Source organism: Nocardia sp. NPDC056564 (assembly GCF_042793755.1).
GTDB lineage: Bacteria > Actinomycetota > Actinomycetes > Mycobacteriales > Mycobacteriaceae > Nocardia.
The window spans coordinates 53,961-80,730 of sequence record NZ_JBHTUR010000015.1 but is presented as its reverse complement, the minus strand read 5'-3'; the positions used below and the strand labels follow the sequence as shown (position 1 = coordinate 80,730).

At 67.5% G+C, this 26,770-nt stretch carries 24 protein-coding genes and 1 tRNA gene; 14 read left to right on the top strand and 11 right to left on the bottom strand.

Annotated features, from left to right (window positions below; genetic code table 11):
* Positions 1 to 83 precede the first annotated feature (83 nt).
* The gene (locus tag ACFQ9K_RS30990) at positions 84 to 542 is read left to right on the top strand and encodes a hypothetical protein (protein ID WP_378720260.1); all 459 of its coding nucleotides are present in this window, start codon (positions 84 to 86) and stop codon (positions 540 to 542) included.
* 71 nt (positions 543 to 613) lie between these two features.
* On the opposite strand, the gene ACFQ9K_RS30985 is transcribed toward ACFQ9K_RS30990, so the two are convergent.
* Positions 614 to 1,762, bottom strand: coding sequence for an alpha/beta fold hydrolase (locus tag ACFQ9K_RS30985; RefSeq protein WP_378720259.1), 1,149 nt, complete (start codon positions 1,760 to 1,762; stop codon positions 614 to 616).
* A gap of 123 nt (positions 1,763 to 1,885) precedes the next feature.
* Positions 1,886 to 2,809, bottom strand: coding sequence for a LysR family transcriptional regulator (locus ACFQ9K_RS30980; protein WP_378720258.1), 924 nt, complete (start codon positions 2,807 to 2,809; stop codon positions 1,886 to 1,888).
* Positions 2,810 to 2,879: 70 nt separating this feature from the next.
* Here ACFQ9K_RS30980 and ACFQ9K_RS30975 point away from each other — a divergent pair, with 70 nt between their 5' ends.
* Together ACFQ9K_RS30975 and ACFQ9K_RS30970 are read left to right on the top strand one after the other, a co-directional pair.
* Positions 2,880 to 3,767: an SDR family NAD(P)-dependent oxidoreductase gene (locus ACFQ9K_RS30975; RefSeq protein WP_378720257.1), complete on the top strand. Its 888-nt coding sequence runs from the start codon at positions 2,880 to 2,882 to the stop codon at positions 3,765 to 3,767.
* A gap of 133 nt (positions 3,768 to 3,900) precedes the next feature.
* Positions 3,901 to 4,224 (top strand): putative quinol monooxygenase, encoded by a 324-nt coding sequence (locus tag ACFQ9K_RS30970; protein ID WP_378720256.1) that lies wholly within the window; start codon positions 3,901 to 3,903, stop codon positions 4,222 to 4,224.
* A gap of 3 nt (positions 4,225 to 4,227) precedes the next feature.
* Here the strand turns inward: ACFQ9K_RS30970 and ACFQ9K_RS30965 are convergent, their stop codons facing one another.
* Positions 4,228 to 7,425 (bottom strand): BTAD domain-containing putative transcriptional regulator, encoded by a 3,198-nt coding sequence (locus tag ACFQ9K_RS30965; protein WP_378720255.1) that lies wholly within the window; start codon positions 7,423 to 7,425, stop codon positions 4,228 to 4,230.
* A gap of 88 nt (positions 7,426 to 7,513) precedes the next feature.
* On the opposite strand from ACFQ9K_RS30965, the gene ACFQ9K_RS30960 reads away from it, so the two are divergent.
* Positions 7,514 to 8,389, top strand: coding sequence for an alpha/beta fold hydrolase (locus ACFQ9K_RS30960; protein WP_378720254.1), 876 nt, complete (start codon positions 7,514 to 7,516; stop codon positions 8,387 to 8,389).
* Positions 8,390 to 8,452: 63 nt separating this feature from the next.
* On the opposite strand, the gene ACFQ9K_RS30955 is transcribed toward ACFQ9K_RS30960, so the two are convergent.
* Positions 8,453 to 9,022, bottom strand: a complete 570-nt coding sequence (locus tag ACFQ9K_RS30955) for a TetR/AcrR family transcriptional regulator (RefSeq protein ID WP_378720253.1) — start codon at positions 9,020 to 9,022, stop codon at positions 8,453 to 8,455.
* A gap of 60 nt (positions 9,023 to 9,082) precedes the next feature.
* Positions 9,083 to 9,976, bottom strand: coding sequence for an SDR family oxidoreductase (locus ACFQ9K_RS30950; protein ID WP_378720252.1), 894 nt, complete (start codon positions 9,974 to 9,976; stop codon positions 9,083 to 9,085).
* A 232-nt stretch (positions 9,977 to 10,208) separates the two neighbouring features.
* On the opposite strand from ACFQ9K_RS30950, the gene ACFQ9K_RS30945 reads away from it, so the two are divergent.
* Together ACFQ9K_RS30945 and ACFQ9K_RS30940 are read left to right on the top strand one after the other, a co-directional pair.
* Positions 10,209 to 10,574 carry a darcynin family protein gene (locus ACFQ9K_RS30945; RefSeq protein WP_378720251.1) on the top strand — a complete coding sequence of 122 codons (366 nt, stop codon included), beginning with the start codon at positions 10,209 to 10,211 and terminating at the stop codon, positions 10,572 to 10,574.
* A gap of 134 nt (positions 10,575 to 10,708) precedes the next feature.
* Positions 10,709 to 11,275 (top strand): hypothetical protein, encoded by a 567-nt coding sequence (locus tag ACFQ9K_RS30940; protein WP_378720250.1) that lies wholly within the window; start codon positions 10,709 to 10,711, stop codon positions 11,273 to 11,275.
* A 58-nt stretch (positions 11,276 to 11,333) separates the two neighbouring features.
* On the opposite strand, the gene ACFQ9K_RS30935 is transcribed toward ACFQ9K_RS30940, so the two are convergent.
* The 4 genes from ACFQ9K_RS30935 to ACFQ9K_RS30920 all read right to left on the bottom strand — a co-directional run bounded on the left by ACFQ9K_RS30935 (position 11,334) and on the right by ACFQ9K_RS30920 (position 15,363).
* Positions 11,334 to 11,406, bottom strand: a tRNA-Arg gene (locus tag ACFQ9K_RS30935).
* A gap of 105 nt (positions 11,407 to 11,511) precedes the next feature.
* Positions 11,512 to 12,837, bottom strand: a complete 1,326-nt coding sequence (locus ACFQ9K_RS30930) for a S41 family peptidase (protein ID WP_378720249.1) — start codon at positions 12,835 to 12,837, stop codon at positions 11,512 to 11,514.
* A 120-nt stretch (positions 12,838 to 12,957) separates the two neighbouring features.
* Positions 12,958 to 13,803, bottom strand: a complete 846-nt coding sequence (locus ACFQ9K_RS30925; RefSeq protein ID WP_378720248.1) for a DUF1542 domain-containing protein — start codon at positions 13,801 to 13,803, stop codon at positions 12,958 to 12,960.
* Positions 13,804 to 13,881: 78 nt separating this feature from the next.
* Complete coding sequence (locus ACFQ9K_RS30920; RefSeq protein WP_378720247.1) at positions 13,882 to 15,363, bottom strand: flavin-containing monooxygenase; 1,482 nt, start codon at positions 15,361 to 15,363, stop codon at positions 13,882 to 13,884.
* Positions 15,364 to 15,878: 515 nt separating this feature from the next.
* Here ACFQ9K_RS30920 and ACFQ9K_RS30915 point away from each other — a divergent pair.
* From ACFQ9K_RS30915 to ACFQ9K_RS30905, 3 genes are read left to right on the top strand one after another with little or no spacing between them, the layout of a single operon-like run.
* Positions 15,879 to 16,820, top strand: coding sequence for a ParA family protein (locus tag ACFQ9K_RS30915; RefSeq protein ID WP_378720246.1), 942 nt, complete (start codon positions 15,879 to 15,881; stop codon positions 16,818 to 16,820).
* Complete coding sequence (locus ACFQ9K_RS30910) at positions 16,817 to 17,584, top strand: hypothetical protein (protein ID WP_378720245.1); 768 nt, start codon at positions 16,817 to 16,819, stop codon at positions 17,582 to 17,584. Before ACFQ9K_RS30915 ends, ACFQ9K_RS30910 begins: the two co-directional genes overlap by 4 nt.
* Before the next feature lie 2 nt (positions 17,585 to 17,586).
* Positions 17,587 to 18,999 carry a CBS domain-containing protein gene (locus ACFQ9K_RS30905; RefSeq protein ID WP_378720244.1) on the top strand — a complete coding sequence of 471 codons (1,413 nt, stop codon included), beginning with the start codon at positions 17,587 to 17,589 and terminating at the stop codon, positions 18,997 to 18,999.
* Positions 19,000 to 19,028: 29 nt separating this feature from the next.
* On the opposite strand, the gene ACFQ9K_RS30900 is transcribed toward ACFQ9K_RS30905, so the two are convergent.
* Positions 19,029 to 20,171: an acyl-CoA dehydrogenase family protein gene (locus ACFQ9K_RS30900; RefSeq protein WP_378720243.1), complete on the bottom strand. Its 1,143-nt coding sequence runs from the start codon at positions 20,169 to 20,171 to the stop codon at positions 19,029 to 19,031.
* 181 nt (positions 20,172 to 20,352) lie between these two features.
* On the opposite strand from ACFQ9K_RS30900, the gene ACFQ9K_RS30895 reads away from it, so the two are divergent.
* The 5 genes from ACFQ9K_RS30895 to ACFQ9K_RS30875 all read left to right on the top strand — a co-directional run bounded on the left by ACFQ9K_RS30895 (position 20,353) and on the right by ACFQ9K_RS30875 (position 26,297).
* The gene (locus ACFQ9K_RS30895) at positions 20,353 to 21,315 is read left to right on the top strand and encodes an alpha/beta hydrolase family esterase (protein ID WP_378720242.1); all 963 of its coding nucleotides are present in this window, start codon (positions 20,353 to 20,355) and stop codon (positions 21,313 to 21,315) included.
* 361 nt (positions 21,316 to 21,676) lie between these two features.
* Positions 21,677 to 22,072 carry an ArsR/SmtB family transcription factor gene (locus ACFQ9K_RS30890; protein ID WP_378720241.1) on the top strand — a complete coding sequence of 132 codons (396 nt, stop codon included), beginning with the start codon at positions 21,677 to 21,679 and terminating at the stop codon, positions 22,070 to 22,072.
* Between the two features lie 47 nt (positions 22,073 to 22,119).
* The gene (locus ACFQ9K_RS30885) at positions 22,120 to 23,187 is read left to right on the top strand and encodes a cation diffusion facilitator family transporter (RefSeq protein ID WP_378720240.1); all 1,068 of its coding nucleotides are present in this window, start codon (positions 22,120 to 22,122) and stop codon (positions 23,185 to 23,187) included.
* A 146-nt stretch (positions 23,188 to 23,333) separates the two neighbouring features.
* Positions 23,334 to 24,629 carry a serine hydrolase domain-containing protein gene (locus tag ACFQ9K_RS30880; protein WP_378720239.1) on the top strand — a complete coding sequence of 432 codons (1,296 nt, stop codon included), beginning with the start codon at positions 23,334 to 23,336 and terminating at the stop codon, positions 24,627 to 24,629.
* A 30-nt stretch (positions 24,630 to 24,659) separates the two neighbouring features.
* Positions 24,660 to 26,297 (top strand): long-chain fatty acid--CoA ligase, encoded by a 1,638-nt coding sequence (locus ACFQ9K_RS30875; protein WP_378720238.1) that lies wholly within the window; start codon positions 24,660 to 24,662, stop codon positions 26,295 to 26,297.
* 60 nt (positions 26,298 to 26,357) lie between these two features.
* Here ACFQ9K_RS30875 and ACFQ9K_RS30870 read toward each other — a convergent pair whose 3' ends face one another.
* A complete protein-coding gene (locus tag ACFQ9K_RS30870) occupies positions 26,358 to 26,750 on the bottom strand; it encodes an SCO5389 family protein (RefSeq protein ID WP_375914966.1) in 393 nt (130 codons plus the stop codon).
* Between the last annotated feature and the right edge of the window lie 20 nt (positions 26,751 to 26,770).

The following is a 26,770-nucleotide window of genomic DNA, read 5'->3' as shown; positions in this document are numbered from 1 at the left end:
GATCCCTACAAACTAGTTGCATTGAAACTAGTTTGTGTGTCACTATTCATTCAACGGAAAGAACACCTGGAAGGACCACCGAAATGAGCACCGAGACCACCCAGATCCGCGTCGATCACGGCACCGTCAAGCGCCTCGGCGACTGGACCGACGCGACCTCCTTCGACGTCCGCGTCCGCTACGGCAGTGCCGTCATCGACCTGCGCTCGCCGCAGTTGGCCGGCGACGGCGATATCGAGGTGCACGCGAACCTCGACCACGCCATGGTCAAGCTGCTCGTCCCGGACGACGCCGTCATCGACCAGTCGGCGCTCGACTGGACCGGCCGCGGCCGGGTCAAGGATTTCGCCCGCCCGCAGCAGGCGGCCGGCCGCGTCATCCGACTCATCGGCACCAGCGTCACCAGTGAGTTCCGCGTCCATCGCGGCGGCATCGCGGTGCTGTCCGCGATGTTCTCTCGCGAGTTCTTCGAAGACGCCCGCCGCGCCAACCGCGAAGGCCGAACCCCAACCCTCGCCGACCCGGCCAACGCCCCCCGTTGAGTGAAAACGCAAGAATGCCCCGGACTTTCGCGTCCGGGGCATTCTTTTCAACGGTTCCCGTCAGTTGGCGGTCACCTGACGCGGGCCAGGAAAGCGTCGATGGCAGACCACATCTGAGGGTTGAGCTGGGTGTGCGTGCCGGTGCCGGTGACCGTCTGGAAGTCGACGCCGTTGGCGGCGAACTGAGCGGCCAGGGTCGCGTGCAGGGGCGACGGCACGGTGGTGTCGGTGACGTTGGCCAGCAACAGGATCGGCGCGTCGTAACCGCTGGTTGGCACGGTCAGATAAGACTCGTACGCGGCCCGGACCCGGCTGTCGGACAACGGCTTCGACAGCAGCTCGCCGATACCGACCCCATCCACCCGCGCCTCGATCTCCGGCTTGCACATGGTGTCGATGTCGTCGAGCAGTTGCCGACCGACCGGGCTCAGATACTGGTTGAAGTCGATATCCGGTCGCGCGGCGCGGAATCCGGCGAAGATGCTCGACAGGAAGCCGAGGGTCTCCGCGGTGCCGGGAATCGTCGGAATGGCGGGACTGGCGATGGGCAGCACCTTTTCGACATCGGATTCCGGGTCGACCGTGATGGTGCCGCGGTAATCGAGGTCGGCGGCGTAGCTCGACTGCAGGTGGCCGGCGCCGAGCGCGGCCTGCCCGCCCTGCGACAGACCCATCGTGGCCCAGGTCCTGGACAACTCGGGATGCGCGGACCGCGCGGCGCGCAGGATGTCGATGGTCGCGGTCGCCTCGGTCCGCAGCTCCAGGTACGGATGCGGCCCGGTGTCGAACAGGCCGAGCCCGAGGTAGTCCGGCGCCACCACCGCGAAGCCCTGTCCGACCAGGCGCTGCATGATGTCGTCTTCCTCGGCGTGCCAGTGCGAGTTCGGCGCGGTACTCGGATCGGATTCGCCGCCGCAGCCGCGGCCGAGCCCGGTCGTCCCGTGGTCGAACGCGATCACCGGCCACCCGCCCGGCGGCGGTGTGCCGTTCGGGACGAACAACGCCCCGCTGGCGGGCTTCGGCGTGCCGTCCGAGCCGGCCGTCCAGTAGGTGATCACCGACCCGTTCGGCATCGGCCGCCAGCCGTCGGCCTGCGGGGTAGCCGAGATCAGCATCCCCGGGGTTTCCGCGGCGGCCGGAGCCGCCTGCAACCCGAGCAGGACGCTTGCCGAGACCGTGGCCATCGCCACCGAACTCTTCCAACCACGAGTAACGCGCATCGAAGACGTCTCCTTGTTGCTGGACGTTCGTCCAGTTCGGGTGCAGCCTATGGCGGATCCGTAGCGTCAGCATCGATCGATGGCAAATTGTAAGCAAACCCACGTTACCCGAGCGCTCGCGGGTTACTGCGGTCCGTGCAACTCGATCGCGGCGGTCCGGATGGCTCCGGCGGTCCTGGCCGCGGCCGCGCTCAGCGGCGACGGGAGATGGGCGAGCAGCAGCCGGCGCTGCTCCTGTGGACCGCCGCGCACCGGCAGGACCCGCACGCCGGGTAGCACGGCGGGGGCGAGGACCGCCGGGATGGTGGTCAATCCGCAACCGGCGGCGACCAATTGGAGTTTGGCCAGCCAGTCGCGGGCGGTGTGTGCGATCTCGGGGCGTTCGTCCAGCCCGGGCCAGACGCCCATCAGCCGGTCGTCGCTGGTGTTCGGTCCGGCGATCCACTGCTGGCCGTGCAGGTCGGCGACATCGATGTAGTCGCCGCGAGCCAGGGGATGTGCGATGGGCAGGGCGATGCACAGGCTGCGCTCGGTGAGGGTGTGCAGGACCAGGGTGGGCGATTCGGTGTCCGGTGCCCGGAACGGCGGCGCGGAGCCGAGTAGGGCCAGGTCGACGCTGCCCGCCCGGAGCGCGCGAACCAGCGCCGGCGTGCTGCCCTCGCGGCTCAGCACGGTGATGCCGGGATGCGTTCGGCGCAGTGCCGCGATGGCTTTCGGCAGCAGCGCGGCGCCGGCGCTCGGGAACCAGCCGACCCGCACGGTGGCCGCCTGGGCGGGCAACCCCGACAGCTCGCGGGCGGTCGCATCGATCTGGTCGAGCACCGCGGTCGCCCGCCGCAACACGAGATGGCCTGCCGCCGTGAGCTTTACCCCCTCGCGATGCCGCTCCAGCAGTTCCGCGCCCGCCAGTTTCTCGATCGAGGCGATCTGCCGCGACACCGCGGACTGCGTGTAACCGAGCGACCCCGCCGCCGCGGTGAAGGTGCCCTGCTCGGCGACCGCGCGAAAAACGCGCAACGCGGTCAGCGAGACATCGGTGAAATCCATGACGTCAACGCATACCAGATGTGCCTGATTCTCGTTGGACTCATGGATCGCGGCCTTCTAGTTTGGCGTCATGAACGTTGCACGCATCGCCCTGGTGACCGGGGCCAATCAAGGTCTCGGCCGGGCGCTCGCCGAGGGACTCGCCACCCGAATGGACCCGGCGGACCTGGTCTTGCTGACCGGACGCAACCCGCGGCGGGTCGCGGACGCCGCGGCCGAAATCGCCGCCGCCTCAGGCACGCGCAGCCGAGTCGAGGGCCGGGTGCTCGACGTCGCCGACGCCGAGGCCATCGCCGCCCTCGCCGCCGAACTGCGCGAAACCCACGGCGGAGTGGACATCGTGCTCTCCAATGCCACCACCCGGCTGCTGCCGGACCAGTCCCAATCCGCGATGGCCGACGAGTACATCGACGTCGCCAACACCGCGACGCACTCGATCCTGCGCGCCTTCACCCCGATCCTGCGTCCCGGCGGCCGCCTGCTGGTCGTGGCCAGCTCGCTCGGCAGCCTCGGCCACCTGCCCGAGCGGCTGCACCCGCTGTTCGACCACGCCACCCTCGACCAGGTCGAGTACGCCGTCGAATCCTGGCGCAGCGCAATCCATGCCAGGACGGCCGAGGAGGCCGGCTGGCCGCGCTGGCTGAACATCCCGTCGAAGGTCGCCCAGGTCGCCGCCGTCCGCGCGGTGGCCGCCGAACGCCGCGACCACGACCTGGCCGCCGGAACCCTGATCGCCTCGGTCTGCCCCGGCATGATCGACACCGCGACCTCGCGCCCGTGGTTCAGCGACTTCAGCCATGCCCAGACCCCCGCCGAGGCCGCCCGTGCCGTCCTGGATCTGGCGCTCACTCCGGGCGTCGATCCGGCCCGGTACGGCGAGCTGATCCGCTTCGGCGAGGTCGTTCCGTGGCATTCCGGCCAACCATTGGCCGAACAGGATCGGCTGCTCACCCCGTGAGCCAGCCGATGGGCCGTTCGGCCGCCGGCCCGGGCTGATCGTTCGACAATGAGGTGTTCGCCGCGATCGCGGCCGGCCGTCCTCGGGGAGTCGGGCTGGGTCGCGGCGGCCCGACCGCCGCGGAAGGAGCGTCATGATCTTCATCGTCGTCAAGTTCAAGACCAAGCCGGAATGGACGGACAGGTGGCTGGAACTCGTCGGACCGTTCACCGCGCTGACTCGCGCCGAGGCGGGAAATCTGTGGTTCGAGTGGTCCCGCAGTGTCGATGACCCGGCCGAATTCGTCTTGGTAGAGGCGTTTTTCGATCAGGCGGCGGGCGCGGCGCACGTGCACAGCGCCCATTTCCAGGCGGCGGTAGCCGAATTGCCGCAGGCGCTCGCGGCGACGCCGAAGATCATCAGCCGGGCCATCGACGGGACCGATTGGTCGGCGATGGGGGAGATGACCGTGGAGTGAGCGTTATTCGGGTGACTTGGTGCGCCGGCTGAGAGTGAGTGCTTGCCGTCGGTGCTCGTCGGCGTGCGGCATGCCGAGTGCGATGGCGAGTTCGGCGAGGTAGTGGGCGACCGGCTCCAAGCTGATCAGGCCGCTGCCTGCGCCGGCGAGTTCGGTTGCGGCGGGCAGTAATTGGTCGTAGCAGTGGCGCACGGCCGGTTCGTCGCCGAGGGTGAGGGCGGCGCGGGCGCGCAAGCAGGTGCGCAGTTCGAGCAGCAGGTCGCGCGGTGAGTCGGGGACGGCGTGCAGTGCTGCGGCTGCCTCGTCGCGAAGACCCTTGGCCGAGAGGATGATCGGGCGGACCCATGGTTCGTACGGGCCCCAGTTCGTGGTCGCGTCTTCGAGTGGCATGCCGTGCTGGAGTCGCAGGCAGAGCAGCGCAAGGGGGAGCAGACCCTGTTCGACGCCGGGCATTCCACTGCCGGTGAGCAACTCGGCCGCGGCGCGGTAGGCGGCCTCCGCCGTGCGCGGGTTGCCGGTGAGCGCGGTGCGTAAGGCGGCGTACCAGTGGGTGAAGACGCCGACCGTCGGCAGTTCGTAGTCGGCCGCGAGTTGGTCCGCGGCGGCTGAATGAGCGTCGGCGGACTCGAGATCTGCGGTAGCGCAACCTGTTTGAATGCCGATGAGGTGGCCGAGAACCTCGAAGGTGGGCAACCGATGCCGTCGGCCGAGCACGATGAGTTCGTCGCCGATACGGCCGCGTTCCGCGCTGAGCCCCGCGCGGTGGAAGGTGTGCATGAAGCGGCCGTTGAGGGCGAAGGCCAGGAGCGCGGGATCGTCGAGTTCCCTGGCGATCGCCTCCGCCTCTTCCGCCGCACGCAGTCCGCGATCGTCCGTGGCGCCGCGCAGTTCGAGGGCGATGGTCGTGCACAGCCGGGCGCGCAGCGCACGGTGTTCGGCGGGTAGAGCGGTACGGGTGCGTTCGGCGGCGGTGACGATGTGGGCCGCCAAGCCGGGGTCGTCGTTAGTGGTCCAGCTAGCGGGGATGTCGAAGGCGCTGATCACGCGTGCGGCGCGGACCGGATCGGCCCATTGTTCGGCCTGTGTGATGGCCAGTTCGCGGTAGTGGCGGGCTTCGGCGAGGGCACCGGTGACCGCCAATGTTCTGGCGAGGCCGGTGATCGCGTCGAGTCGTGCGGCTGGATCTGGTTCGGGCATTCGGTCGAAGGCGTCGAGGGCTGCGCGCCATTGCCGCACTGCCTCGCCGAGCGCGAACCCGTGTTCGGCCGCCTGTGCCGCGGCCCCGGCGTACCGGGCGGCGCTCGCCGCGGTCGCGCGGCTCTGTGCGCGAACGAAGTGGTGCGCCAATACGGAAACATCTGTGGTGGCCAGCTTTTCGAGTAGATTGCCGATCTCGCCATGCCATTGCGCGCGGCGTGGGCCGCTGATCTCGCGGTACACGGTGTCCCGAACCAAGCTGTGGGTGAAGCGGAGCGTGCCGTCGGGTTGTTCGGTGAAAAGCCCTGCTGTAAGCGCATTGTCGAGGTCGTCGAGAGCGCGGGCCGCGTCGTCCGCCAGATCGAGGAGGATCTCCCGATCGATGTCTTCACCGAGCACGGAAGCCTGCTGGACCAGGGTCTGTGCGGACCGCGGCAGCATCGCCAGGCGATGCCGGATGACCTCGCGGACACCCGGTGGGATGGCGTCGAACGCATCGGGCCCTTCGTCGCGGAGCAGGCGGGCCAGCTCGCGGACGAAGAAGGGATTCCCGTTGCTACGCCGATGAATTCGGGAGCCGTCGCGTTCGGCGATATCCGGTCCGGCGATCTCGCGTACCAACGTGGTGGTGTCGTCCTCGGGCAAGCCGCTCAGGTACACCCGAACCGGCTCGAAGGGTGCCACCCTGCCCAGCGTGGCGGTCAGTTCGGTGCTGATCTCGGTGCTGCGGTAGGTCGCCAGCACCAGGACCGGACCCGCGATGCCCCCGGTGACCAGCTCGGAGAGCAGGTCGAGGGTTTCCGCGCCCGCGTTGTGGATGTCGTCGAAGACCAGCAGAACCGGCGTGCGTCGCGCCACCGACGCCAGGTAGTCGGCGGCGGCGCGATGAAAGAGGAAGCGGGCCTCGGCGGGATCGGTGACCGTGATCTCGTCCGGCCAGGTGCGCTCGGTGGGATCCGCCGCGGTCAGGGTCGCGCGCATCCTCGTCCACGCCCAGCCGGGCGGGACACCTAGATCCGCGGGGCTCTCGCCGCGAGCGGTGAGCCAGCCCTTGCCGGCCAACGTGGACGAAATCGCCTCGGCGAGTGCGCTTTTGCCGGAGCCGGCCTCGCCTGCCAGCAGTGCCGATCGGACGCGTCCGTGCCGGGCGGCGTCGTCGGCGGCATGCTGTATCGCCGCGAACTCCAGTCTGCGCCCGACGAAACCCGCTCCGGGCGAGGAAGTTCGGGCTTTCGGCAGCAGTCGTGGCGCATGGGTCAGGATGTCTGCCTCTACCCGTTGGAGTTCCGGACCCGGGTCTGCCCCCAGTTCGGTGCGCAGACGATGACGGATGCGGCGGAGTACGGCCAGGGCATCGCTCTGCCTGCCGGATCGGTAGAGCGCGAGCGCAAGTAACTCCCCTGCGTGTTCGCGCAAAGGATGCTCGGCGAGCAGGGAATTCAGCGCGGGCACCGCTTCAGCGGGCCGGGCGAGGTCGATCAGCGCGGCCGCGCGGTGCTCGACGGCGAGCAGACGCAACCCATCGAGCCGGTCGACTTCCGCACGCGCCCACCCTTGTTCGGCGAATTCCGCGTACGGCGGGCCTTGCCACAGCGCCAAGGCCGCGTCGGCGGTCGACAATGCCCGGTCGAAGCGGTCGGTCGCGAGCAGTTCGGCGGCCCGGACGACGGCGGCCTCGAATCGGTCCGCGTCCACCGCGTCCGGCTCGGTGCGCAGCGCGTATCCGGGTGCGACGGTGACCAGCACCTCGGCCGGGGTGCGCGGCGCACGATCGGGTTCGAGCGCCCGCCGCAGATCGGCGACGAACGTGTGAATCGCACCCACCGCGCCCGGTGGCGGTCTTTCCCACAGGTCATCGATCAGCTGATCCACCGAGACCATCCGACCCCGCGCGACGAGCAATCGCGCCAGCACCGCGCGATGCTTCGGCCCCTTCAGCGGCAGCGGCTCGCCGGAACGCTCGGCGGCGAGCGGCCCGAGCACACCGAAACGAAGGTGCGTCACGACGTCGTACTCAGTCGCTGCTGACCAGTTGCTGAGTGCGCGCGAAAAGACTGTCTGGCGTCACCAGCGAACACCGGAAGGACACCTCATGACACCGAAGATTACCGGATTCGACTACCGGCGGATCGCCGTCGCCGACCAGGTGGAACTCAATGTCGCGGTGGGCGGCGCCGGCCGTCCCGTCGTGCTGTTGCACGGCTTCCCACAGACCCACCTCATGTGGCGGCACGTCGCCGCCGACCTGGCCGCCGATCACACCGTCATCTGCCCTGACCTGCGCGGTTACGGCGACAGCGACAAGCCGGCCGAGACCGGCGGCAGCTATTCGAAGCGCACCATGGCCGCCGATATCGTCGCGGTCGCCAAGGCCCTCGGCCACGAGCGACTCGCCCTCGCCGGCCACGACCGCGGCGCCCTCGTCGCCATCCGTGCGGGCCTCGACCACCCCGGCGTCGTCACCCACCTGGCCGCACTCGACGTCCTGCCCACCCTGGACATGTGGGACGTCATGCACGGCGTCACCGCCGCCGTCGGCTTCCACCTCTACCTCATGGCCCAACCCCCGGGCCTGCCCGAACACCTGATCGCCGCCGCCCCCGACGCCTTCTTCGGCCACTTCCTCGACATCTGGACCCGCGACCCCGCCGCCATCCCACCCGAAATCCGCGCCGCCTACCTGCGGGCCTGCGCCGCCGCCGTCCCCAGTATCGTCGCCGACTACCGCGCCTCCGCAGGCGTCGACCTCGACCACGACCGAACCGACCGCACCGAGGGCAACCACCTCCGCATGCCGGTCTCTGTCCTCCAACAAGATTGGGGCGCCGCTCTCGGCTTCGACGCCGAATCCCGCTGGCGCGCCTGGGCCCCAGATCTGAAGCACACCACGGTCAGCTGCGGCCATTTCATGGCGGAAGAATCCCCCGCCACCGTCATCGCGGGCCTTCGTGAGTTGTTGAGCCGCTGACGTCCGCCTCGCCGCGTCCGCTCGATGTGGTGGTCAGGTGACGATCCTGCACGCTGCTTGAATTCAGGCCCACGCTGCGGCGAGGCGTTGGGCGTGGCCGCGGAGGGCGCGCAGGGGTGGGGGTGCGTTGCCGGTGATGACGATGAGGACGACCGGGCCGCATAGTTCGGCGACGGCGAGTTGGTCGTCGGGGAGGCCGGGGAAGTGGGGGCGGATGTGGTTCAGCACGGCGTGGGCCGGTTCGGCGAGCAGGTCGGCTTCGGCGACCAGCCTGCTCACCTCGGTGTCGTGCTGGGCTTCGCCGAGCAGGGCCCGGTAGGCCGCGCCTGCCGCCGAGGTGGTGAGGAACTGGGTGAGGGCGACCAGGAAATCGGTGATCATCCGGACGGGATCCGCGTGCACGGCGACGGTCAGCTCGCCGCGCGCGTCGTCGGCGCAGGACTCGATCAGGATGTGCGCCTTGGTCGGCCACCACCGGTAGACGGTCTGCCTGCCGACACCGGCGTGCTCGGCGATGCCCTTCATGGTCATCGCCGAGTAGCCGATCTCGACCAGCAGATCGTCGACCGCGTGCAGGACGGCGAGGCGAGCGGTCTCGCTGCGCGGACGCCCCGGAGTGGCAGGTTTCCTCACGCCGCCAGCATATGGGGCCATCGTGCACCGTTTATCCGGCGCGGCCGAGCCCCCGCGCGATCATTGCCGGTACGCACCGTTCTCGATGTCCTCGATCAGGGTCGGCCCGGTGGGCACCCACGGTACGGTCGCGCGGGTGAGTTCGCTCGACGCCGTCATGGACAGCCCGAAGAAGTGGCCGACGATGCCGAAGTGCGCGTCAGCGTCCCGCGGATCGATCGAGGTCACCGGCAGTTCCAGGGAACGGCCGAGCGCCTCCGCGATCGCCCGCGTGGTGATGGACTCCTCGGCGGCCGCGTGCAAACGCGTTCCGGCAGGGGCGCTTTCGATTCCGAGCCGGATCAGCCGGGCCGCGTCGGAGCGGTGCGTCGCCGACCAGGTCGTGGAACCGTCGCCGATGTAGCCGGAGACGCCCTGTTTGCGCGCGGCGGCGGCGAGGAACGTGACGAACCCCCAGTCGCCGTCGCCGTGCACGGACGGGGCGAACCGGATGATCATGGACCGCACGCCGCGATCGACGAAGTCGAGTGCGAGGTTCTCGCTCCCGCCCCGATCGGACTCCGGGCCGACCGCGGGCGACGGATCCGTCTCCCGCACGGACCGGCCTTCTACCAGGCCGGAAAGCCCATTCGCGACCATCAGCGGCCGATCGGTACCGACCAGCGCCTCGGCCATCGCCTCGACCGCGGCCCGTTCGGTGCGGTCCGATTCCGCGGGATTGCCCCAGTCGTGCTTGTTCGCCAGGTGCACGACGGCGTCGGTCTCGGACGCGCCGCGGCGTAGCGAGCCGAGATCATCGAGGTCGCCACGCAGGACGATCGCACCCTTCTTCTCCAACAGTTCGGCGGCGGCGTCCGACCGAGCCAACCCGACCACCTCGTGACCTGCGTCCAGCAGCTCCTCGACAGCTGCCGAGCCGATCCAGCCGCTGGCTCCGGTGACGAATACACGCATCAGCGTGGCCTCCTTGAGTACGTGAAGACCCGATCTTGTTTCGAGTCACTGTGTACCGAAAAGATAGCAGAAACAAGTCATTCTGTCTCGAAATACTTTCCCGGCAGATCCGTCGATAGTGGCCACTCCCAGGTCTTAGCTCCTGATCGCCTCTTGACTGCATGTGCTCATATCGAGACACTGTGACTTGCAACCGCCGCAGCCGCGGCCCGTCCAAGGAGCGCCGAACACCATGAGCGACAACACCTTCGAACCCGCCCTGACCGCCTTCATCCTGGTCCGAACCACCCCCGAGTGGCTCGCCCTCCCCGTCCCCCGCCGATTCGAGGTCTTCACCAAGGAAATCCTCGACCCCGTCCGAGCCAAGGTCGCCAACGTCCGCTCCCGCTTCTTCGACACCGAGTTCTACTCGGCCCGCGTAACCGACATCTGGCTCTGGGAAGCCGCCGACCACCAGTCCTTCCACCTGGTCATCGAAGCCCTCCGCGAAACCCCCTTCTGGGACCACTACTTCGAGGTAGTCGACATCCTCGTAGGCATCGAAAACGCCTACGCCACCAACTACGGCCGAGAAACCGTAGCCACAATCAACGCCTGATTCCCCTGCTCGGGTCGGGGTGACGGATTCCTCTCGCCGCCGCCCCGCACCTCCCCGCCAACTGCCGATAATGTTGCAGGGCATCGTCAGTGGCCAGCCGTGTGCCGCGGGCGTTCGTCAGGAGGGGGGCGACCATGACCGATACCGAGACATTCGTATCGGACAGTATTCAGTTCGGCAATATTCTCACTACTCGTTCCGAAGACTGCGTCTCGGCGCGTTTCGAGTCCGATGTCCCTACGGTGGTTCGTATCGCGCGGACGGGACCGCGTACTCGGGACGATGTACCTATCGGGACTCGTGACTCGAAGTTCCTCACCGCGCACGTGAACGAGCGGGAGATCGCGGTAGTCCCCGGCATGGGCAGGGTGTTTCGCCGTTCGTACCGTATCGCGGTGGACCTCGGCGACAGATTTCTCAGCCTTCGCCCACACGACCTGGAGACACACGTGCTGGTCGGTGGAAAGTCGCATGAGATGGAGAAGCGTCTTGCCGATCTCAAACTACTGGCCGACGGGTCCGTCGATTTCCTTCTCGCCTCGTCGATCAAGGTCGTGATCCTGAACAAGACGGTCGTTCCGCCGGAGATGAACCCCGAGGACGCCCTCGTCGGCGCCGCACTTGCCACCGCATTCGGAACCGGCTCGATGTCGTTCACATCCATCGTCACTGGTTTCATCGGGGCAGCGATTCCGGGCTGAGCCGACTCGACTGATATCACGCCCGCCGGCGCGTGCCCGCCTCCGGCCCTGTCCTGTGTGCCCTCGGCAGGATTCGAACCTGCGACACCCGCTTTAGGAGAGCGGTGCTCTATCCCCTGAGCTACGAGGGCTGGCCCGATGGTGGTCACCGGGACGTTCGGAGTCTACCGGGTCGGGGGGCTGAGGCCGAAACGGATTCGCGATGCCGACAGTCAGCGGGCAATTCGCCACCCAGGTCAAGCGCCGCTGGCCAGCCACCTGATCGCGCGGTCGAAGGCCGAGTCGCGCTGCTGGGCGAACTCCTCGTCGGTGAAGACGGGCTCGGTCAGCTCGGGTGGGATGCCGGTGCCGTCGAAGGTCCGGCCGTTCGAGGTTTGGAAGACCTCGTTGGGTAGGCCGAACCACCAGTCCGTGTGCCGCGCTCCGGGGAGTTTGCGTTCCAGCACATCGGAGAACACGCCCTGGGTGGGTTGCCCGATTCTTGTTGTGCGCGCGGGGCGTTCGAGCATGGCCTGAGTGAAGGTCTCGCCGGCGCTGACCGTGGAGCCGCCGGTGAGAATGGCGACGGGGCCGGTGAAGGCGGCGCGGGCCGGTTCGACGCGTTGCGGCTGCGGTTCGGTGCTGCGGGTCTTCTTGGCGTAGGCGAAATAGGGGCGGTCGGTGAGGCGGGCGGCCAGGTGCAGGCCGAGGCTGTCCGAGCCACCGCCGTTGATGCGTAGATCCAGGACGAGCCCGCGGAGTCGACCCAGCCGGTCCGGGGTGAAGATCGCGTCGAGGGCGCGGTCGAGTTCGGCGCTGTCGGCGGCGAAGGTCCGTTCCGCGGTGTAGCCGCTGAATGAGGAAACCCGCAGGTAGCCGTAGTCCTGCCCGGGGATGTCCGCGTAACCGATGCGCCCGTTGGCGAATTCGGTGAGCGGGTGCTGGAGATCGCGCCGCTGGACGAACTCTCCGACCTGCCGGTCGAGCTGCGGGTTCGGAATGGTCGTACCGGGCCGGCCGGTGCCGAAGAACCCGGTCTCGCCCGCCGACACGACCACGTGCGCGTCGGTCAGCGGCGCGACCATGTCCCGCAGCGTCGCGAAGAACTCGGCATCGTCGCCGCGCTGTTCGGCCAGGCCGGCCCGATCGCGGAAGCGGTCCCGGACCTGTTGCCAGTCAATGCCTTTCGCGGCGAAGAACGGATAGTTCTCCTGAAACGTCTGCCAGAACACGTCGAAGGCGGTGGGCTCGGCCGCGGTGCCGCAGGTGGCCGGCAGGCCGTCCAGGCGCCGCAGCGTGCGGTCTCCCGGTGATCCATCGACGTGCAGCGCGGCCCGATCCGGACGATCGCCCGGCCGCACGGTGAGCACGTCCTTGCCTTTGGTGACGTACCTGCCAGGCTCCCCGAGACGGGTGGCCGGTGCGTCTTTTATGCAGCTCAGAGCCGTTACCTGATAGGTGTCGATGGTGTCCTGATGCACGGAGAGCACGCTCCCGTAGTCGTCCACCTGCCAGATCCCGGACGGAAATTCGGGCACTCCCGCGGCGCTCCCACACGCCGTGCCGGCTACTGCCAGTGCCATCGCGAGAACCGCGGTTCGCTTGCGCTGCATGACCATTCGTCAACCGTCCAGCACGGCACGGCACGACGGCAACCGTGTAGGCAGGTGACCTGAAGGTGGTGCTAGCCGTAGTGCGCCGGCTCAGAAGCTCCCGCCGTCGAACCCGCCGCCGCCGTCGAACCCGCCACTGTCGAACCCGCCGCCGTCCCAGCCCCCACCATCGAATCCGCCTGCGTCCCCGCCGGAGTCGTACCCGGCGGTGTCGTCCGCGCCGGTGTCGTACCCACCGTTATCGCCCGCGGCGGCGAGCCCGTCCTGGTACCCGTCGCCGTACCCGCTCTCGAACCCTTGCGCGTCGTACCCGACCCCGGACATCCCGGAAAACAGCGACGAGAACAGCAGCGCCGACCCCAGCCCCCAGGCCCCGCCGATCAACGCGGGCTTCCACCACGGCTCGGAATACCACCCCGCGGGCACCGGACGACCGGCGACCCGACCGCCCGGGTAGTAGTTCGGCGTCGCCGGCGAGGGCTCCGGCGAGGCCGCGATCTCCCGCCCGTCGTGCTCGACCACCCGCTTCTCGGTGACCTTGCCCGCCGCGTCCTGCCCGTCGAGGGCGGGCACATCGGGCCCGGGATCCATGCCCATCGCGGTGCGCGCGGCGCGAATGTAATAGAGCCCTTCCAGTGCGGTCTGTTTGGCCAGCCGCGCCTGCGCGGGCGTGCGCGCCTGATCGAGTTGCGACCCGGCGGCGAGCTGCCGCTCGGACGCGTCGACCAGCGCCTGCTTGGCCGCCTCGTTGGAGCCGGTGAGGTTGTAGATCTGCCCGCCGAGCCGCTCGTTGACCTGGCGGGCGTCGGCCAGCGCATCGGCGAGCTCGGTGGCCGTGCGCTGCTTGCGCTGCCGGGATTGCACCACGATGAGGGCGCCCACCGCCACGATCACCACGACGATCAGTAGCCACAACACCGCGCGTACCTCTTCCATAGCCGGGTCCGGAAACAATGCCCAGTTTACTGGGCACTTGCTGAGACCCGGCTGAAAACAGACGGCGCGGTCTGGGAGTCAGCGCACGTCGGCCAGCGGCCGGTCGGCCTGCGCCTCGTCGTAGTCGGCCAGCTCGAAAGTCTTTGTCTTCCAACGGTAGAGCACGGTGGCGCCCGGCCAGTTGTTGGTGATGCGGCCCGCCGCGTTGCGATACCAGCTGGAACAGAAATTCCACGGCGTATCTTTCAGTCGCCGCTGCAGCCAGTCGTCCCAGTGCTGTTCGGCGCTCGCCCTGGCGGCCAGATAGCGGCCGGGCCGATCAGTGAGGTACTGCACGACCTGCCGGATGTAGCGCGCCTGCGACTCCAGCATGTAGATGATCGAACCGGAGCCCACATTGGTGTTCGGGCCGTACATCATGAACAGGTTCGGGAAGTTCGGCACGGACAACCCGAGGAAGGCGCGCGCCCCCTCCTCGCCCCAGACGTCGGCCAGTTTGCGGCCGCCTACGCCGTAGATGTTCATCGGCGCGAGGAATTCGGTGCCCTTGAACCCGGTGCCGTAGACGATCACATCGACCTCGTGCTCGACGCCGTCCGCGGTGCGGATGCCGGTCGGCGTGATCGCCTCGATCGCCGTGGTCTCGACCGTGACGTTCGGCTGGGCCAGCGCGGGGAAGTACTCGTTGGAGAACAGCCCGCGCTTGCAGCCCGCCGCGTAATCGGGGGTCAGCTTCGCGCGCAGCTCGGGGTCGGGCACCTGCTTGTCCCGGTGCCGGTCGGCCAGCGCGATCACCGGGGTCTTCATCGCCGGAATGTCGGTCAGCGCCAGCGCGAGCACCTCGAACAGCGACCAGATCGCGAACCGCTCGGCGAGCCGGGTCGGCGGCAGATACTTGAACACCGCCTTGTGCGCCGTGCTGTATTCGGTGTCGAACTTCGGCAGCACCCAGGCGGCCGACCGCTGGAACAGCGTGAGATGCGCGGCCACCGGTTGAATGCGCGGAATGTATTGGATCGCACTGGCTCCGGTGCCGATGCAGGCGACGCGCTTGCCGGTCAGGTCGACGCGGTGATCCCACTCGGCGGAGTGGAAGGCCGGACCCGCGAAGGTGTCGATGCCGGGGATGTTCGGCATGGCCGGCCGGGAAAGCTGACCGACGGCGGGCACCAGGATATCGGCGGTGAGCTGAGTCCCGTCTCCGGTGGTGACGGTCCAGCGCCCGGTCCGCTCGTCGAACTCGGCGTCGGTCACCTCGGTGCCGAACCGGATGAACCGCGGCAGATCGTGCTTGGCGGCAACCCCGCGCATGTACTCGTGGATGTCGCGCTGCTCCGAAAACCGCCGGGGCCAATCGGATTTGGGCTCATACGACCAGGAGTAGAGCGGCGACGGCACGTCACACGCGGCGCCGGGATAGGTGTTCTCCCGCCACACACCGCCCAAATCCGCGGCGCGTTCCAGGATGGTGAACGAGTCCAGCCCGGCCCGCCGCAGCTCGAGCGCCACCCCGAGTCCGGCGAACCCCGCTCCGATGATGATGATGGACGGCGTTGTCATGTTCCGAGCCTAAGCGCCGAACCCGCAGGTCCGAAGAGATCCGCGGTCAGCGAATCGGCATTTTCGGCCAGATCGGGCCACTCGGTCCCGCCAGCCTCGCCTGGGTCAGCCCGCGGTCGCGGCTCGCTGACCGCCGATGATCCTCCGCGGTCGGATCGAGTGGCTCGTATTCAGAAGGTTGGGTTATGAGCCACCATTTCGGGGAGACGCGAGAGTTGGTGCCGGAGATAGTATTTGTATCTCAATCGCATTGAAGACCGTCCAGCTTGGTTCCAAAAGGGGTAAAAACAGCGAAGATGCCGCGAATGCGTCGATTTCGCCATGGGAGATGACCAGTTGATGGCAACATCGATGCCAGCTGGGAAGGCCGTTCGTGGGGAGGCTCCTGGAGTTCGGTAAGAGCGAAGGGTGGGAAATTCCCGATAAGTGATCATTTCGTCTCCGCATCGGATCGGCACGTTAATTCGAGTACTATGCGCCGGCATCATCGGCGTCTCGAGGTCGATGGAGGGCTTATGCGGGTTGTTGCGGTCATGAACTACAAAGGTGGAGTGGGGAAGACGACGTTAACCGCCAATCTTGGTGCGGTTGCTGCTAGTCGAGGGCTACGGGTACTTCTCATTGATCTCGATCCGCAAACCAACCTGACCTTCTCCTTTTTCTCGATCGACGACTGGCATGATCGACTCAAAGATGACCGCACCATCAAGCAGTGGTACGACGGCGAAATGCCAGGACGTGATATCCAGTTGGCGGATCTCGTCGTCACGCCGGAGCGGGTCAATCGAGCGCTCAAGAATCCGGATGGGCAGCTGGACCTGATCTCGTCACACCTAGGTCTCATCGATATAGATCTCGAACTCGCCGCCCTGCTGGGTGGGACCACTACTCTAGACGGATCGAAGCGACGGTTCCTGGACTTGCACGGTTGTCTGCGTCGTGCGCTGGCGGACAGTGCTTTTACCACCTATGACCTGGTTCTCATCGATTGCGCGCCGAATTTTGGTCTCGTCACCAAGACGGCAATCGCAGCAAGCGAGCAAATCCTCGTGCCTGCTAAGGCGGATTACCTGTCCACCTTGGGATTGGATTACCTGGCCGGCAATTGCGCCGGACTGGTGCAGCAGTTCAATGACTATGTTAGCCATGGGAGAAGCATCGGTGATTATGGTCTGATCGACCCCTGCTTTTTGGGTGTGGTCTTCACCATGGTGCAGATCTATTCGCAACAGGTGACGGTCGCCCAGCACGCCTACATCGAGGAGGTGAGCCTGAATTCGATTCCCGTACTGAAGAGCAAAATGCGCAACAGTCCTCGCCACTTCGGCAACGCTGGTGAAAGCGGGGTACCGGCGATGCTGCGTACCGGCGGCAAGGACGAGGTCGTGGGAGAGTTCGACCAGTTGGTCGACGAGGTGCTTGGTGCGCTCGCCTTGCCATCGGGTGATCGCCGATGAGCTATCTGAGCAGGCTTGTCGCCCTGCAGAGTCGGGTGTATGAGTTCCTTGAGCATCAGGACGAGGCGACGCTGCGAGCGATTCTCGATCGATCGGCACAGCTGGCTGTGGTGCATGCCGACGACGTAGGGATGCCAGCCGGCGCCGCGACTGACCCGGATGCTCGCCTTGCTTCCCGACCGGTGTCGACCGGCACGGTCACGCCATCAAATGAGCCGCAGGGTGCAGCGGACGATCTCATGCGGTTGCGATCGGGGCAGGACCGGCGGACCTATTTGAACGGAGCTCGGCTGTCTCTGAAGCAGATGCGCGAGGTAGCGAGACTGGTCGGTTTCGTCGGCTACAGCAAACTCTCGAAAGCCCAACTCGTAGACGCACTGGCCGACCATGCGCCTGCGGCAGCCAACGCGCACGCGGGTCGGTCCCGAACTTCTACGTCCGCTCGGCACGACACGGTCGATGAAACAGCGGCTGGCCGGCAGGCGCAGCCTGATGTGCCCCGATCCGAGACATCATCGACGGTCACCGGACGGCAAGAGGTCGACGTGGTGAGCATCGCCGCGCAGTTACGAGTTACGGAGACCGAAGAAGAGGGCGCCGTGTATCTACGCACGCAAAACCTGGATCGGGAGACTTTGCTCGGCGTCGCGGCTGAATTGCAGCTCACACGGGTGAATCGACTCAGCCGAACCGAACTGGAGAAAAGAGTTCTGAAGCAAGCAATCGGTGCCCGGCGAAAGTTCGCCGGGCTGCGGAGGTGGTGAGTATGCCGGGGGAGACGCCGTCAGAGCGAGACGACGAAGCAAGCGGTCGCTCGGCGTACCTAATCGGCGGCCGCCGCGTCACGGTTTCAGATCTCTTGGACGCCGGTCTCATCCGCACCGGTGCGAAGCTCAGATTCAAGCGCACCCGCATTGGAGTGACCTACGACGCGACCGTGATCGACAAGGGGCGAATCCGGCTGGATTCCACCGGCGAGGAATTCCGTTCGCCATCGCGCGCCGCGATGGCAGCGGCGGGCATGCGAGCGGTCGACGGTTGGCGAGCGTGGCTCGTGGTTGATCAGGACCGGATGTTGGATGCTGTCCGTCAGGACTTGCTCGATCAGGTGATTGCGAAAGCGGCGTCAAAGGCACACCAGCGCAACGAGGATACGGTTCGACAACGCGTTCATGAGCGTCTGCGGCAAGCGCGCAAGCACGCCGACGACAACGACCCGGAGCGCATTTCCGTCCGCGAACTGCTGGCGTTGTGGGGCGCGTCGGACCGAGGCGACCAGGTCAGTCGGATCGAAGCGGATTTGGCCAATCATGGCTTGGTGACCTCGCCCAGCTTCCGCGCGGTGACTCTCGACACCACGGTCGCGCTGACCACGCCACCCGGTGAGGTGGAGGGGACTGCTGCCGCGGGTTCATCCGCCAGCGACGATCTTCCGGTCGGCGAGGACGATGAAGGTGGCGGTGATCTCGATGTTCGACTGACTGTCGGGAATCTGTCTCCGCTGAACGGTGTGGAAGCCGTTGGGCCGAACAGCACACTGGCAGAAGCGATAACCAAAATGCTGCTCAACGAATACTCTCAACTCGCGGTCCTCGGCGGCCCGCGAAACCTGCGCGGCGCCGTGACATGGCGTTCTATCGCCCAAGCAGTGCACCAGAAGCCCGACGCGAGGTTAATCGATGCGATCGACCCGCAGGTGGAGGTCGTCGACTATGAACGTGACCTTTTCGAGGTTCTGCCCATCCTGGAACAACGCGATTTCGTCTTCGTGTTGGACCAGAACAAAGTGATCCAAGGCATTGTGACGACAGCCGATGTTGCGCAGCGATACGGTGCCATGGCCACGCCATTCTTCCTGCTTGGCGAGCTGGATCAGACGTTGCGCTGGATCATCAACCGCACCTTGGATTTTCCGACCGTCCAACGACTCAGCAACCGAAAGATCACCAGGTTCGACCAACTTTCCTTCGGTGACTACCGGCATATTCTGGAAAACAAGGAAGTCTGGATGCGTCTCGGCTGGCCGCTCGACCGGTCAATATTCATTTCTCGGCTCGAGGAGATCCGCCTGATCCGCAACAAGGTTATGCACTTCCACTCCGACCCGATACCCGAAGATGCGGTCGACAATCTACGGCGGTTCAACAAACTACTGCACCGATATCGTGAGGAGTCGTAGATGCCAGGAACGCACTCGACCGTGGCGGGCTAGTTCCCGGCGAGTTGGCGGGCGATGACCAGGCGCTGGATCTGGTTGGTGCCTTCGAAGATCTGCATGACCTTGGCCTCGCGCATGTAGCGCTCGACCGGGAAGTCCTGGGTGTAGCCGTAGCCGCCGAGGACCTGGACGGCGTCGGTGGTGACCTTCATGGCGGCGTCGGTGGCGATGAGTTTCGCGACGCTGGCCTGGCGCGAGTAGGGCAGCCCGGCGTCGCGGCGGCGGGCGGCGTCGAGGTAGGTGGCGCGCGCCGAGTCCACGGCGGCGGCCATGTCGGCGAGCACGAAGCCGAGACCCTGGTGGTCGATGATGTGGCGGCCGAACGCTTCGCGCTCCTTGGCGTAGGCGACCGCGTCGTCGAGCGCGCGCTGCGCCAAACCGGTTGCCACGGCGGCGATGCCGAGCCGGCCGGAATCGAGGGCGCTGAACGCGATCGAAAGTCCCTGCCCCTCTTCGCCGATGAGTCGCTCGGCGGGCAGGAACGCGTCGTCGTAGGCGGCGGTGGTGGTCGGCACGGCGCGCAAGCCCATCTTCTCCTCGGGCTTGCCGAAGCTCAGGCCCTCGGTGTCGCGCGGCACCAGGAAGCACGAAATGCCCCGGGAGCCTTCGCCGGTCCGCGCGAACAGGGTGTAGAAATCGGCGCGGCCGCCGTTGGTGATCCATGCCTTCGCGCCGGTGATCCGGTATCCGCCTTCGACTTTGGCCGCCCGGCAGCGCAGCGCGGCCGCGTCCGAACCCGCGTGCGGCTCGGAAAGGCTGTAGGCGCCGATGGTTTCGCCGCCGAGCAGGTCGGCGAGCCAGCGCTGCCGCTGGTCATCGGTGCCGAAGGTGAACAGCGGATGGCAGGATAGGCTGTGCACGCTGACCGCGACCGCGACCGCCGCCCAGCGCGCCGCCAGCTCCTCTAGTACCTGGAGGTACACCTCGTAGGGCTGCGCGCCGCCGCCGAACTCCTCGGGATACGGCAGGCTCAGCAGCCCGGCCGCACCGAGGGCGGGGAAGACCCCGTCGGGGAACGTCCCGGTCTTCTCGCATTCGACCACCCGCGGCTCGAGCACCTTGTCGGCGATATCGCGGGTCAGCTCGAGCAGGTCCCGAGCCTCGGACGTCGGCAGCATTCGATCCACTGGCATACCCCTACGCTAGCGAGCGAAGCGCCGGTGCGGGCGCCAGGTCGTCGCTCCTGTTCGGGCGACCGATCGGGCGCGCGGCGCGGTGGCTGTGATCGATCGCTCAGTACGTGCGGAACCCTTTGCGCCCGTTCGCCATCCGGCGGCGGTACATTCGACGACGAGCTTGCTGGAAGGAATCTCGATGGCGCGTACCTGGCCGCGCGGCCGAATGGCGACTGTCGTGTTCGCCCTGGTGGCGCTGAGCATGCCTTTTCTGCCGGTCGGCCCAGCCTCGGCGCAGCCGCCGGTGGTCGAGCGCAGCTTCGCCAATGCCGCTGGCTCGCGGGACTTCTACCTGCATGTTCCGCCGGGCGATCCGGCCGGTAAGCCGCTCATGGTCTACCTGCACGGCTGCACCGATCCGCAGCGCCAGCTCGCCGACACCGGATTCGCGCTGACCGAGGTCGCCGACGAACTCGGGTTCGTGCTCGCCTACCCGATCCAGACCGCCGCGGCCAACGAGCGGTACTGCTGGAACTGGTTCGATCCGGCGAATCAGGCTCGCGGACAGGGGGAGTCGTCGATCATCGCCGACCTCACCACCTCGTTGATCGGTGAGTTCGGGCTGGATCGTTCGCGCGTCTATGTCGGCGGGTACTCCGCGGGCGGCGCGATGTCCACGGTGCTGGCCGCGGACTATCCGGATCTGTACGCGGCCATCGCCCCCATGGCGGGTGGCCCGTACGGGCTGGATCCGCAGACGTTCGGCGCGGACCTGACCGGCGCGTCCATCGTCGCGGCGATGGGCGAACGAGCCCGGCCGGTACCCGGATTCTTCCTGCAGGACTTGGCCGATCAGACCAGCCTGTATCCGATCGGCCGCGCGAATCTGACCCAGTGGCTCGGCGCCTACCGGCGCGCGGGCGAGCCCGCGGCGCCCACCGCGCCGACCGCGGTCACGACGACCACGGACCCGGTCCCGACCACGGTCGAGCGCTACGCCGCGGGCAACTGCGTGCTCGCCGAATTCCGGACGCCGATCGGTCCGGATCACATCGGCGGCGGGCTGCTGATGCAGTCCGCGCGCGGGGTCGCGCTGCAACACGACTTGATGAATTTCCTGCTGGCACACCGGCTCGGCGCGCCGCGGCAGGCGTGTGGCTGAGTAGGGTGAATCGAGAAAAGCGGACAAAGCCAACTGGTCGGCCTGCTATAGGCGTGCAGATGTGATTGCACAGCGGTGGCGCGAGCGGCGCTGCGGCACGGGCGAATTCGCGCTGGTCACGGCGGTAACTGCCGGTTGTCCAGCGGTGACCGACCAGCGGGTTTTGTCTCATTCGGATGTTGTTCCGGCAGGTTGGCTGGCGCACTCGCGCCATAGCGACTAAGACAGTGAACGGTTCGATGGGGACGGACCGGCATGTCGGCGGCCACGCAGGGGGTGTCGCCGCCATTCCGGTCCGGTGGGGACGAACTCGGGGAATTCGCCGTAGCCGGAAGGCATTCGTCCGGTCTATTATCTGCGTATGAATGCAGATAGCCAGGAAGGTCGACGGCACCTGGCCGAGGATCAGGTGGGTCTGATCGTCGAGGTTTTCCGGATGCTGGCCGACGCGACCCGGGTTCAGGTGCTGTGGGCACTGGTCGACCGCGAACTGTCGGTGAACGACCTGGCCGGCCACGTCGGCAAACCCGCGCCCTCGGTGTCCCAGCATCTGGCCAAGCTGCGGATGGCGCGGCTGGTCAGCACCCGCCGCTCCGGCACCACGATCTACTACAGCCTGGAGAACGAACACGTCCGGCAGCTGGTGGTGGATGCCGTCCACAACGCGGAGCACGCGGGCCCCGGCATTCCGCCGCATCATCGTGGCGACGGTGCGGTCCGCGAGCTGCCGGCGAACCGGACCGGCACAGCGGAATGACCTGCGCGAAACATGGTATTGGGCAACGGATCTCGGAGCGTGACGGGGTGAACGACAACGAGCGGCCCGGCCTCGGCCGGCGGCACCGTGACCACGCGCATTCCGGACCCGGCGGCGGCCACCATCATGGGCACGCGCACGGCGAAGACGCCGGGCACCCGCACGAGCACCCGAAAGGTGTGCGCGGGATGCTGCGGGAGATCTTCGTGCCGCACAGTCACGACTCGGCCGACAGCATCGACGACGCGTTGGCGGCGAGCACGGCAGGCATCCGGGCGGTGAAGATCAGCCTCGCGGTGCTGAGCGTGACGGCGATATCGCAGGTACTCGTGGTGCTGGCCTCCGGCTCGGTCGCCTTGGCTGCGGACACAATTCACAACTTCTCCGACGCGTTGACCGCGGTTCCGCTGTGGATCGCGTTCGCGCTGGGCCGGCGCGCGGCTACCCGCCGCTATACCTACGGTTTCGGTCGGGCCGAGGATCTGGCCGGCCTGTTCGTCGTCGCGATGATCGCGCTGTCGGCCTTGATCGCCGGGTACGAGGCCGTGCGCAGGCTCCTGGCGCCGGTGCCGATCGAACACCTCGGCTGGGTCGCCCTGGCCGGCGTGATCGGCTTCCTCGGCAACGAGACCGTCGCGCTGTACCGCATCCGCGTCGGCCGGCGAATCGGCTCGGCGGCGCTGATCGCCGACGGCCTGCACGCCCGCACCGACGGATTCGCCTCGCTGGCGGTGCTCCTCGGCGCGGCCGGCGTCGCCCTCGGCTTCCCGCTCGCCGATCCGATCATCGGTGTGCTGATCACCGTCGCCATCCTCGCGGTCCTGCGCACCGCGGCCAGGGACGTGCTGCGCCGCCTGATGGACGCGGTCGAGCCGGGCCTGGTGACCGCCGCCGAGCGGGCCCTCGCCGCCGAGCCGGGGGTGCAGGGCGTGCGCAGCCTGCGCATGCGCTGGATCGGGCACCGGCTGCACGCGGACGTCGAATTGGACGTCGCCCCGACCATCACCCTCGCCGACGCCCACCGCGTCGCCCACGAGGCCGAGCACACCCTCACCCACGTCGTGCCCAAGCTGAACACCGCCGTGGTGCACGCCTACCCGGCCCACGCGGGCTGACGCGGTGCGCCTGACCTGCCGAAAGTGAGGGCGCGTGCCGTCGCATTGGTCTTCGGAGAACATTCCTGTTCAGCACTCCCCGGCCACCTTTACTGTTCGGTAGCATTCGCCATGTGATGTGGCTCATGGTCGGTGCGTGCTGAACCATGCTGACGCGCGTCCGTACCCTCTCGAAGCTGCCCGACCTGCTCCATCGCAGCCGGATCCCGGACGACCTCGAGTCCGTCGCGTCGATCGGGACCGAGGCCGAACCGACCGGGCTCGGGTTGCCAGCCGATTACGCCGAGCGGATCTGGCGACGGATGCAACTGGTGTATCGCAGCGGCGTGCACCCGGCCGTACAGGTCTGTGTGCGCAGGCACGGCGTGGTCGTCTTCGACCGGGCGCTGGGTCATGCGCACGGCAACGGGCCGGACGACGACGCGGAGACGCCCAAGGTGCTCGCCACCCCGGGCACTCCGTTCGTCACCTACTCGGCCTCGAAGGGCGTCACGGCGTTCGTCGTGCATCTGCTGGTCGACCGCGGCCTGGTCGAGCTGAACGCGCCGATCAGCCGGTACATCCCCGAATACGGTTGTCACGGTAAGGAATCCATCACCGTCGGCCAGGTGCTCGCGCACCGCTCCGGGGTGGCGAACCTGCCGCGCGAGGCGTTGACCGCCGAGGCCGTCGCGGATCGGGAACTGCTGGTGCGGAATCTGTGCGCGGTGCGCCCGTCCGTGCCGCCCGGCCGATTCCAGTCCTATCACGCGCTGTCCGGTGGATTCATTCTCGGCGAGGTGGTCCACCGGGTCACCGGCAAGGACATCCGTACCGTCCTGGACGAGGAGATCCTGCGCCCGCTGTCCTTCCGCTGGACGAATTACGGTGTGGCGCCGCGGGATTTCCCCGCCCTCGCCCGGAACTACCGCACCGGCATCACGCCGATGCCACCGCTGTCGCTCGCGATGGAGCGACTGCTCGGGGTGTCCTTCGCCGAGGCGGTCGAAACCGGCAACGACCCCGCCTATCTCGGCGTCATCGCGCCCGCGGCGAACGTGGTCAGCACCGCGAACGAGCTGTCGCGCTTCTACGAGATCTTCCGCCGCGGCGGCGAGCTCGACGGCGTCCGGGTGATGCGACCGGAAACCATTGCGGCCGCGCTGGTTCCGCAGTCCCGGCTCGAACCCGACCTGTCCCTCGGCATGAACTTCGGCTTCGGCTACGGCCCGATGCTCGGCGGCCGGGTGGTGAGCCTGTACGGCCCCGACACCCGTAAAGCCTTCGGCCACCTCGGCTTCACCAACAACGCGGCCTGGGCCGACCCCGAGCGCGCGCTGTCCTGCGCCGTGCTCACCAGCGGGAAACCGATCCTGTATCCCGAGCTGATCCGCTGGGTCGGCCTGCTCTACGGGATCACCTCGGAAACCCCGAAGGTGACCGAAACAGACTTGGCTTTCTGAGTGGAAGTCACTGAAGAAAAAGGAGTCCCGATGTTGAGCACCATGCAGGACGAGCCGTTGTCGCTGGCGACGTTGCTGCGCTACGCATCGACGTTTGTCGGCGATTCGACCGTGTCCACCTGGACCGGTACGGGCGTGCGCACCATGACCTATCGCGAAGTCGGCGCAGACGCGGCGCGACTGGCCAACGCCTTGCGGGAGTTGGGCATCGGCATCGGCGATCGAGTCGGCACCTTCATGTGGAACAACAACGAGCACCTGGTGGCCTACATCGCGGCACCCGCGATGGGGGCGGTGCTGCACGCGCTCAACATCCGGCTGTTCCCCGATCAGCTGGTCTACGTGGCCAATCACGCCGAGGACCAGGTGGTGCTGGTCGACGGCACGCTGCTGCCGATGTTCGCCCAGTACCTGCCGAACCTGAAGACGGTCCGGCACGTCATCGTGGTCAACGGCGACGCGTCCGCGCTGTCGGCACCCGAGGGCGTACAGGTGCACTCCTACACCGAACTTCTTGCCGCGCAACCGGATACCTATGACTTCCCGGTGATCGACGAGCGGTCCGCCGCGGCGATGTGCTACACCTCCGGCACCACCGGCGACCCGAAGGGCGTGGTGTATTCGCACCGCTCGAACTGGCTGCACGCGATGCAGGTGTGCTCGCCGAGCGGCATGGCCTTCACCGGCCGGGACACGATCCTGGCCATCGTCCCGCTGTTCCACGCGAACGCGTGGGGCATTCCGTACGCGGCGCTGATGTCGGGCGCGAATGTGCTGATGCCGGACCGGTTCCTGCAGCCGGGCCCGCTACTGGAGATGATGGCCGCGCAGCAGCCGACGTTCGCCGCGGCGGTGCCGACCATCTGGGGTGGCGTGCTGGCCGGCCTGGCCGCGCACCCGCAGGACATCACCCATCTGCGCACCGCGGTGGTGGGCGGTTCGGCCGTGCCGCCGTCGATGATGCGCGCCTTCCAGGAGAAGCACGGCGTGCGCATCCTGCACGCGTGGGGCATGACCGAGACCTCGCCGCTCGGCAGCGTCGCGCACCCGCCGACCGGCGCGACCGGCGAGGACGAGTGGGAGTACCGCTACACCCAGGGCCGGTTCCCGGCGAGCGTGCAGGCCAGGCTGGTCGGCGACGACGGCAGCGTGGTGCCGAACGACGGGGAAGCGCTGGGCGAGTTGGAGGTTCGCGGTCCGTGGATCACCGGCTCCTATTACTCACCGGACGGTGTCGAGGTCGACCCGGACAAGTTCGACGACGGCTGGCTGCGCACCGGCGACGTGGGCAAGATCAGCCCGGACGGCTATCTCACCCTGGTGGACCGGTCCAAGGACGTGATCAAGTCCGGCGGCGAGTGGATTTCGTCGGTGGACCTGGAGAACGCCGTGATGGGTCACCCGGCGGTGGCCGAGGCGGCCGTGATCGGCGTGCCGGACGAGAAGTGGGACGAGCGGCCGCTGGTCGCGATCGTGCTCGCCGAGGGCGCCGAGGCGAAGGCCGACGAGCTGCGCGACTTCCTCGCCGACAAGTTCGCGAAATGGCAACTGCCGGAACGCTGGACGTTCATCGCCGAGGTGCCGAAGACCAGCGTCGGCAAGTTCGACAAGAAGCGGCTGCGCGCCCAGTACGCCGACGGCGACCTGACGGTCACCACGCTGTCCTGAGCCGATCGCGGTCGGCCCGGCGCGGAATATCTTGCCGCGCCGGGCCTTCCGCGTGGACGATCAGCAGTTACGCAGTTCCGGGCTCTGATTGAGCAGCTGGGCCCTGGTGCCGATGAACGTGCTGTAGGTCTCGCCACCGACCGCGGACAGCGGGAAGGCGGCCACCCGATGACAGTTCTGGAAGGCGAGCTTCACGCCGAAATGCCGCTCCAGTCCGCCGCGGATCGCGTCGGAGGCCATCGCGCGCAGCAGTTGCCCGCGCGCCACCTCGTCCGGCGGTGCGACCAGGTTGTCGGCGTATTCCTCGCTGCCGGAACGCAGTTCGCCGGCGACCCGGCTGACGACTTCGTAGGCGTAGGGCAGCGACTGGCGGACGACCTCGACGAAATCGGCGTCGTCGACTTCGCCGCGTTCGGCACGTTCGAGCAGTGGGGCGGGGACATCGAGGGACATAGCGCTCTCCTCCAAGGGTG

Excerpts from the sequence above, each read along its gene's own strand:
- ACFQ9K_RS30895 (WP_378720242.1), top strand. The coding sequence starts at position 20,353 with ATGGCGCGTACCTGGCCGCGCGGCCGAATGGCGACTGTCGTGTTCGCC.
- ACFQ9K_RS30940 (WP_378720250.1), top strand. The coding sequence starts at position 10,709 with ATGACCGATACCGAGACATTCGTATCGGACAGTATTCAGTTCGGCAAT.
- ACFQ9K_RS30925 (WP_378720248.1), bottom strand. The coding sequence starts at position 13,803 with ATGGAAGAGGTACGCGCGGTGTTGTGGCTACTGATCGTCGTGGTGATC.
- ACFQ9K_RS30950 (WP_378720252.1), bottom strand. The coding sequence starts at position 9,976 with ATGCGTGTATTCGTCACCGGAGCCAGCGGCTGGATCGGCTCGGCAGCT.
- ACFQ9K_RS30870 (WP_375914966.1), bottom strand. The coding sequence starts at position 26,750 with ATGTCCCTCGATGTCCCCGCCCCACTGCTCGAACGTGCCGAACGCGGC.
- ACFQ9K_RS30980 (WP_378720258.1), bottom strand. The coding sequence starts at position 2,809 with ATGGATTTCACCGATGTCTCGCTGACCGCGTTGCGCGTTTTTCGCGCG.
- ACFQ9K_RS30900 (WP_378720243.1), bottom strand. The coding sequence starts at position 20,171 with ATGCCAGTGGATCGAATGCTGCCGACGTCCGAGGCTCGGGACCTGCTC.
- ACFQ9K_RS30975 (WP_378720257.1), top strand. The coding sequence starts at position 2,880 with ATGAACGTTGCACGCATCGCCCTGGTGACCGGGGCCAATCAAGGTCTC.
- ACFQ9K_RS30915 (WP_378720246.1), top strand. The coding sequence starts at position 15,879 with ATGCGGGTTGTTGCGGTCATGAACTACAAAGGTGGAGTGGGGAAGACG.
- ACFQ9K_RS30985 (WP_378720259.1), bottom strand. The coding sequence starts at position 1,762 with ATGCGCGTTACTCGTGGTTGGAAGAGTTCGGTGGCGATGGCCACGGTC.
- ACFQ9K_RS30930 (WP_378720249.1), bottom strand. The coding sequence starts at position 12,837 with ATGGCACTGGCAGTAGCCGGCACGGCGTGTGGGAGCGCCGCGGGAGTG.
- ACFQ9K_RS30905 (WP_378720244.1), top strand. The coding sequence starts at position 17,587 with ATGCCGGGGGAGACGCCGTCAGAGCGAGACGACGAAGCAAGCGGTCGC.
- ACFQ9K_RS30990 (WP_378720260.1), top strand. The coding sequence starts at position 84 with ATGAGCACCGAGACCACCCAGATCCGCGTCGATCACGGCACCGTCAAG.
- ACFQ9K_RS30910 (WP_378720245.1), top strand. The coding sequence starts at position 16,817 with ATGAGCTATCTGAGCAGGCTTGTCGCCCTGCAGAGTCGGGTGTATGAG.
- ACFQ9K_RS30875 (WP_378720238.1), top strand. The coding sequence starts at position 24,660 with ATGTTGAGCACCATGCAGGACGAGCCGTTGTCGCTGGCGACGTTGCTG.
- ACFQ9K_RS30945 (WP_378720251.1), top strand. The coding sequence starts at position 10,209 with ATGAGCGACAACACCTTCGAACCCGCCCTGACCGCCTTCATCCTGGTC.
- ACFQ9K_RS30920 (WP_378720247.1), bottom strand. The coding sequence starts at position 15,363 with ATGACAACGCCGTCCATCATCATCATCGGAGCGGGGTTCGCCGGACTC.
- ACFQ9K_RS30890 (WP_378720241.1), top strand. The coding sequence starts at position 21,677 with ATGAATGCAGATAGCCAGGAAGGTCGACGGCACCTGGCCGAGGATCAG.
- ACFQ9K_RS30880 (WP_378720239.1), top strand. The coding sequence starts at position 23,334 with ATGCTGACGCGCGTCCGTACCCTCTCGAAGCTGCCCGACCTGCTCCAT.
- ACFQ9K_RS30970 (WP_378720256.1), top strand. The coding sequence starts at position 3,901 with ATGATCTTCATCGTCGTCAAGTTCAAGACCAAGCCGGAATGGACGGAC.
- ACFQ9K_RS30960 (WP_378720254.1), top strand. The coding sequence starts at position 7,514 with ATGACACCGAAGATTACCGGATTCGACTACCGGCGGATCGCCGTCGCC.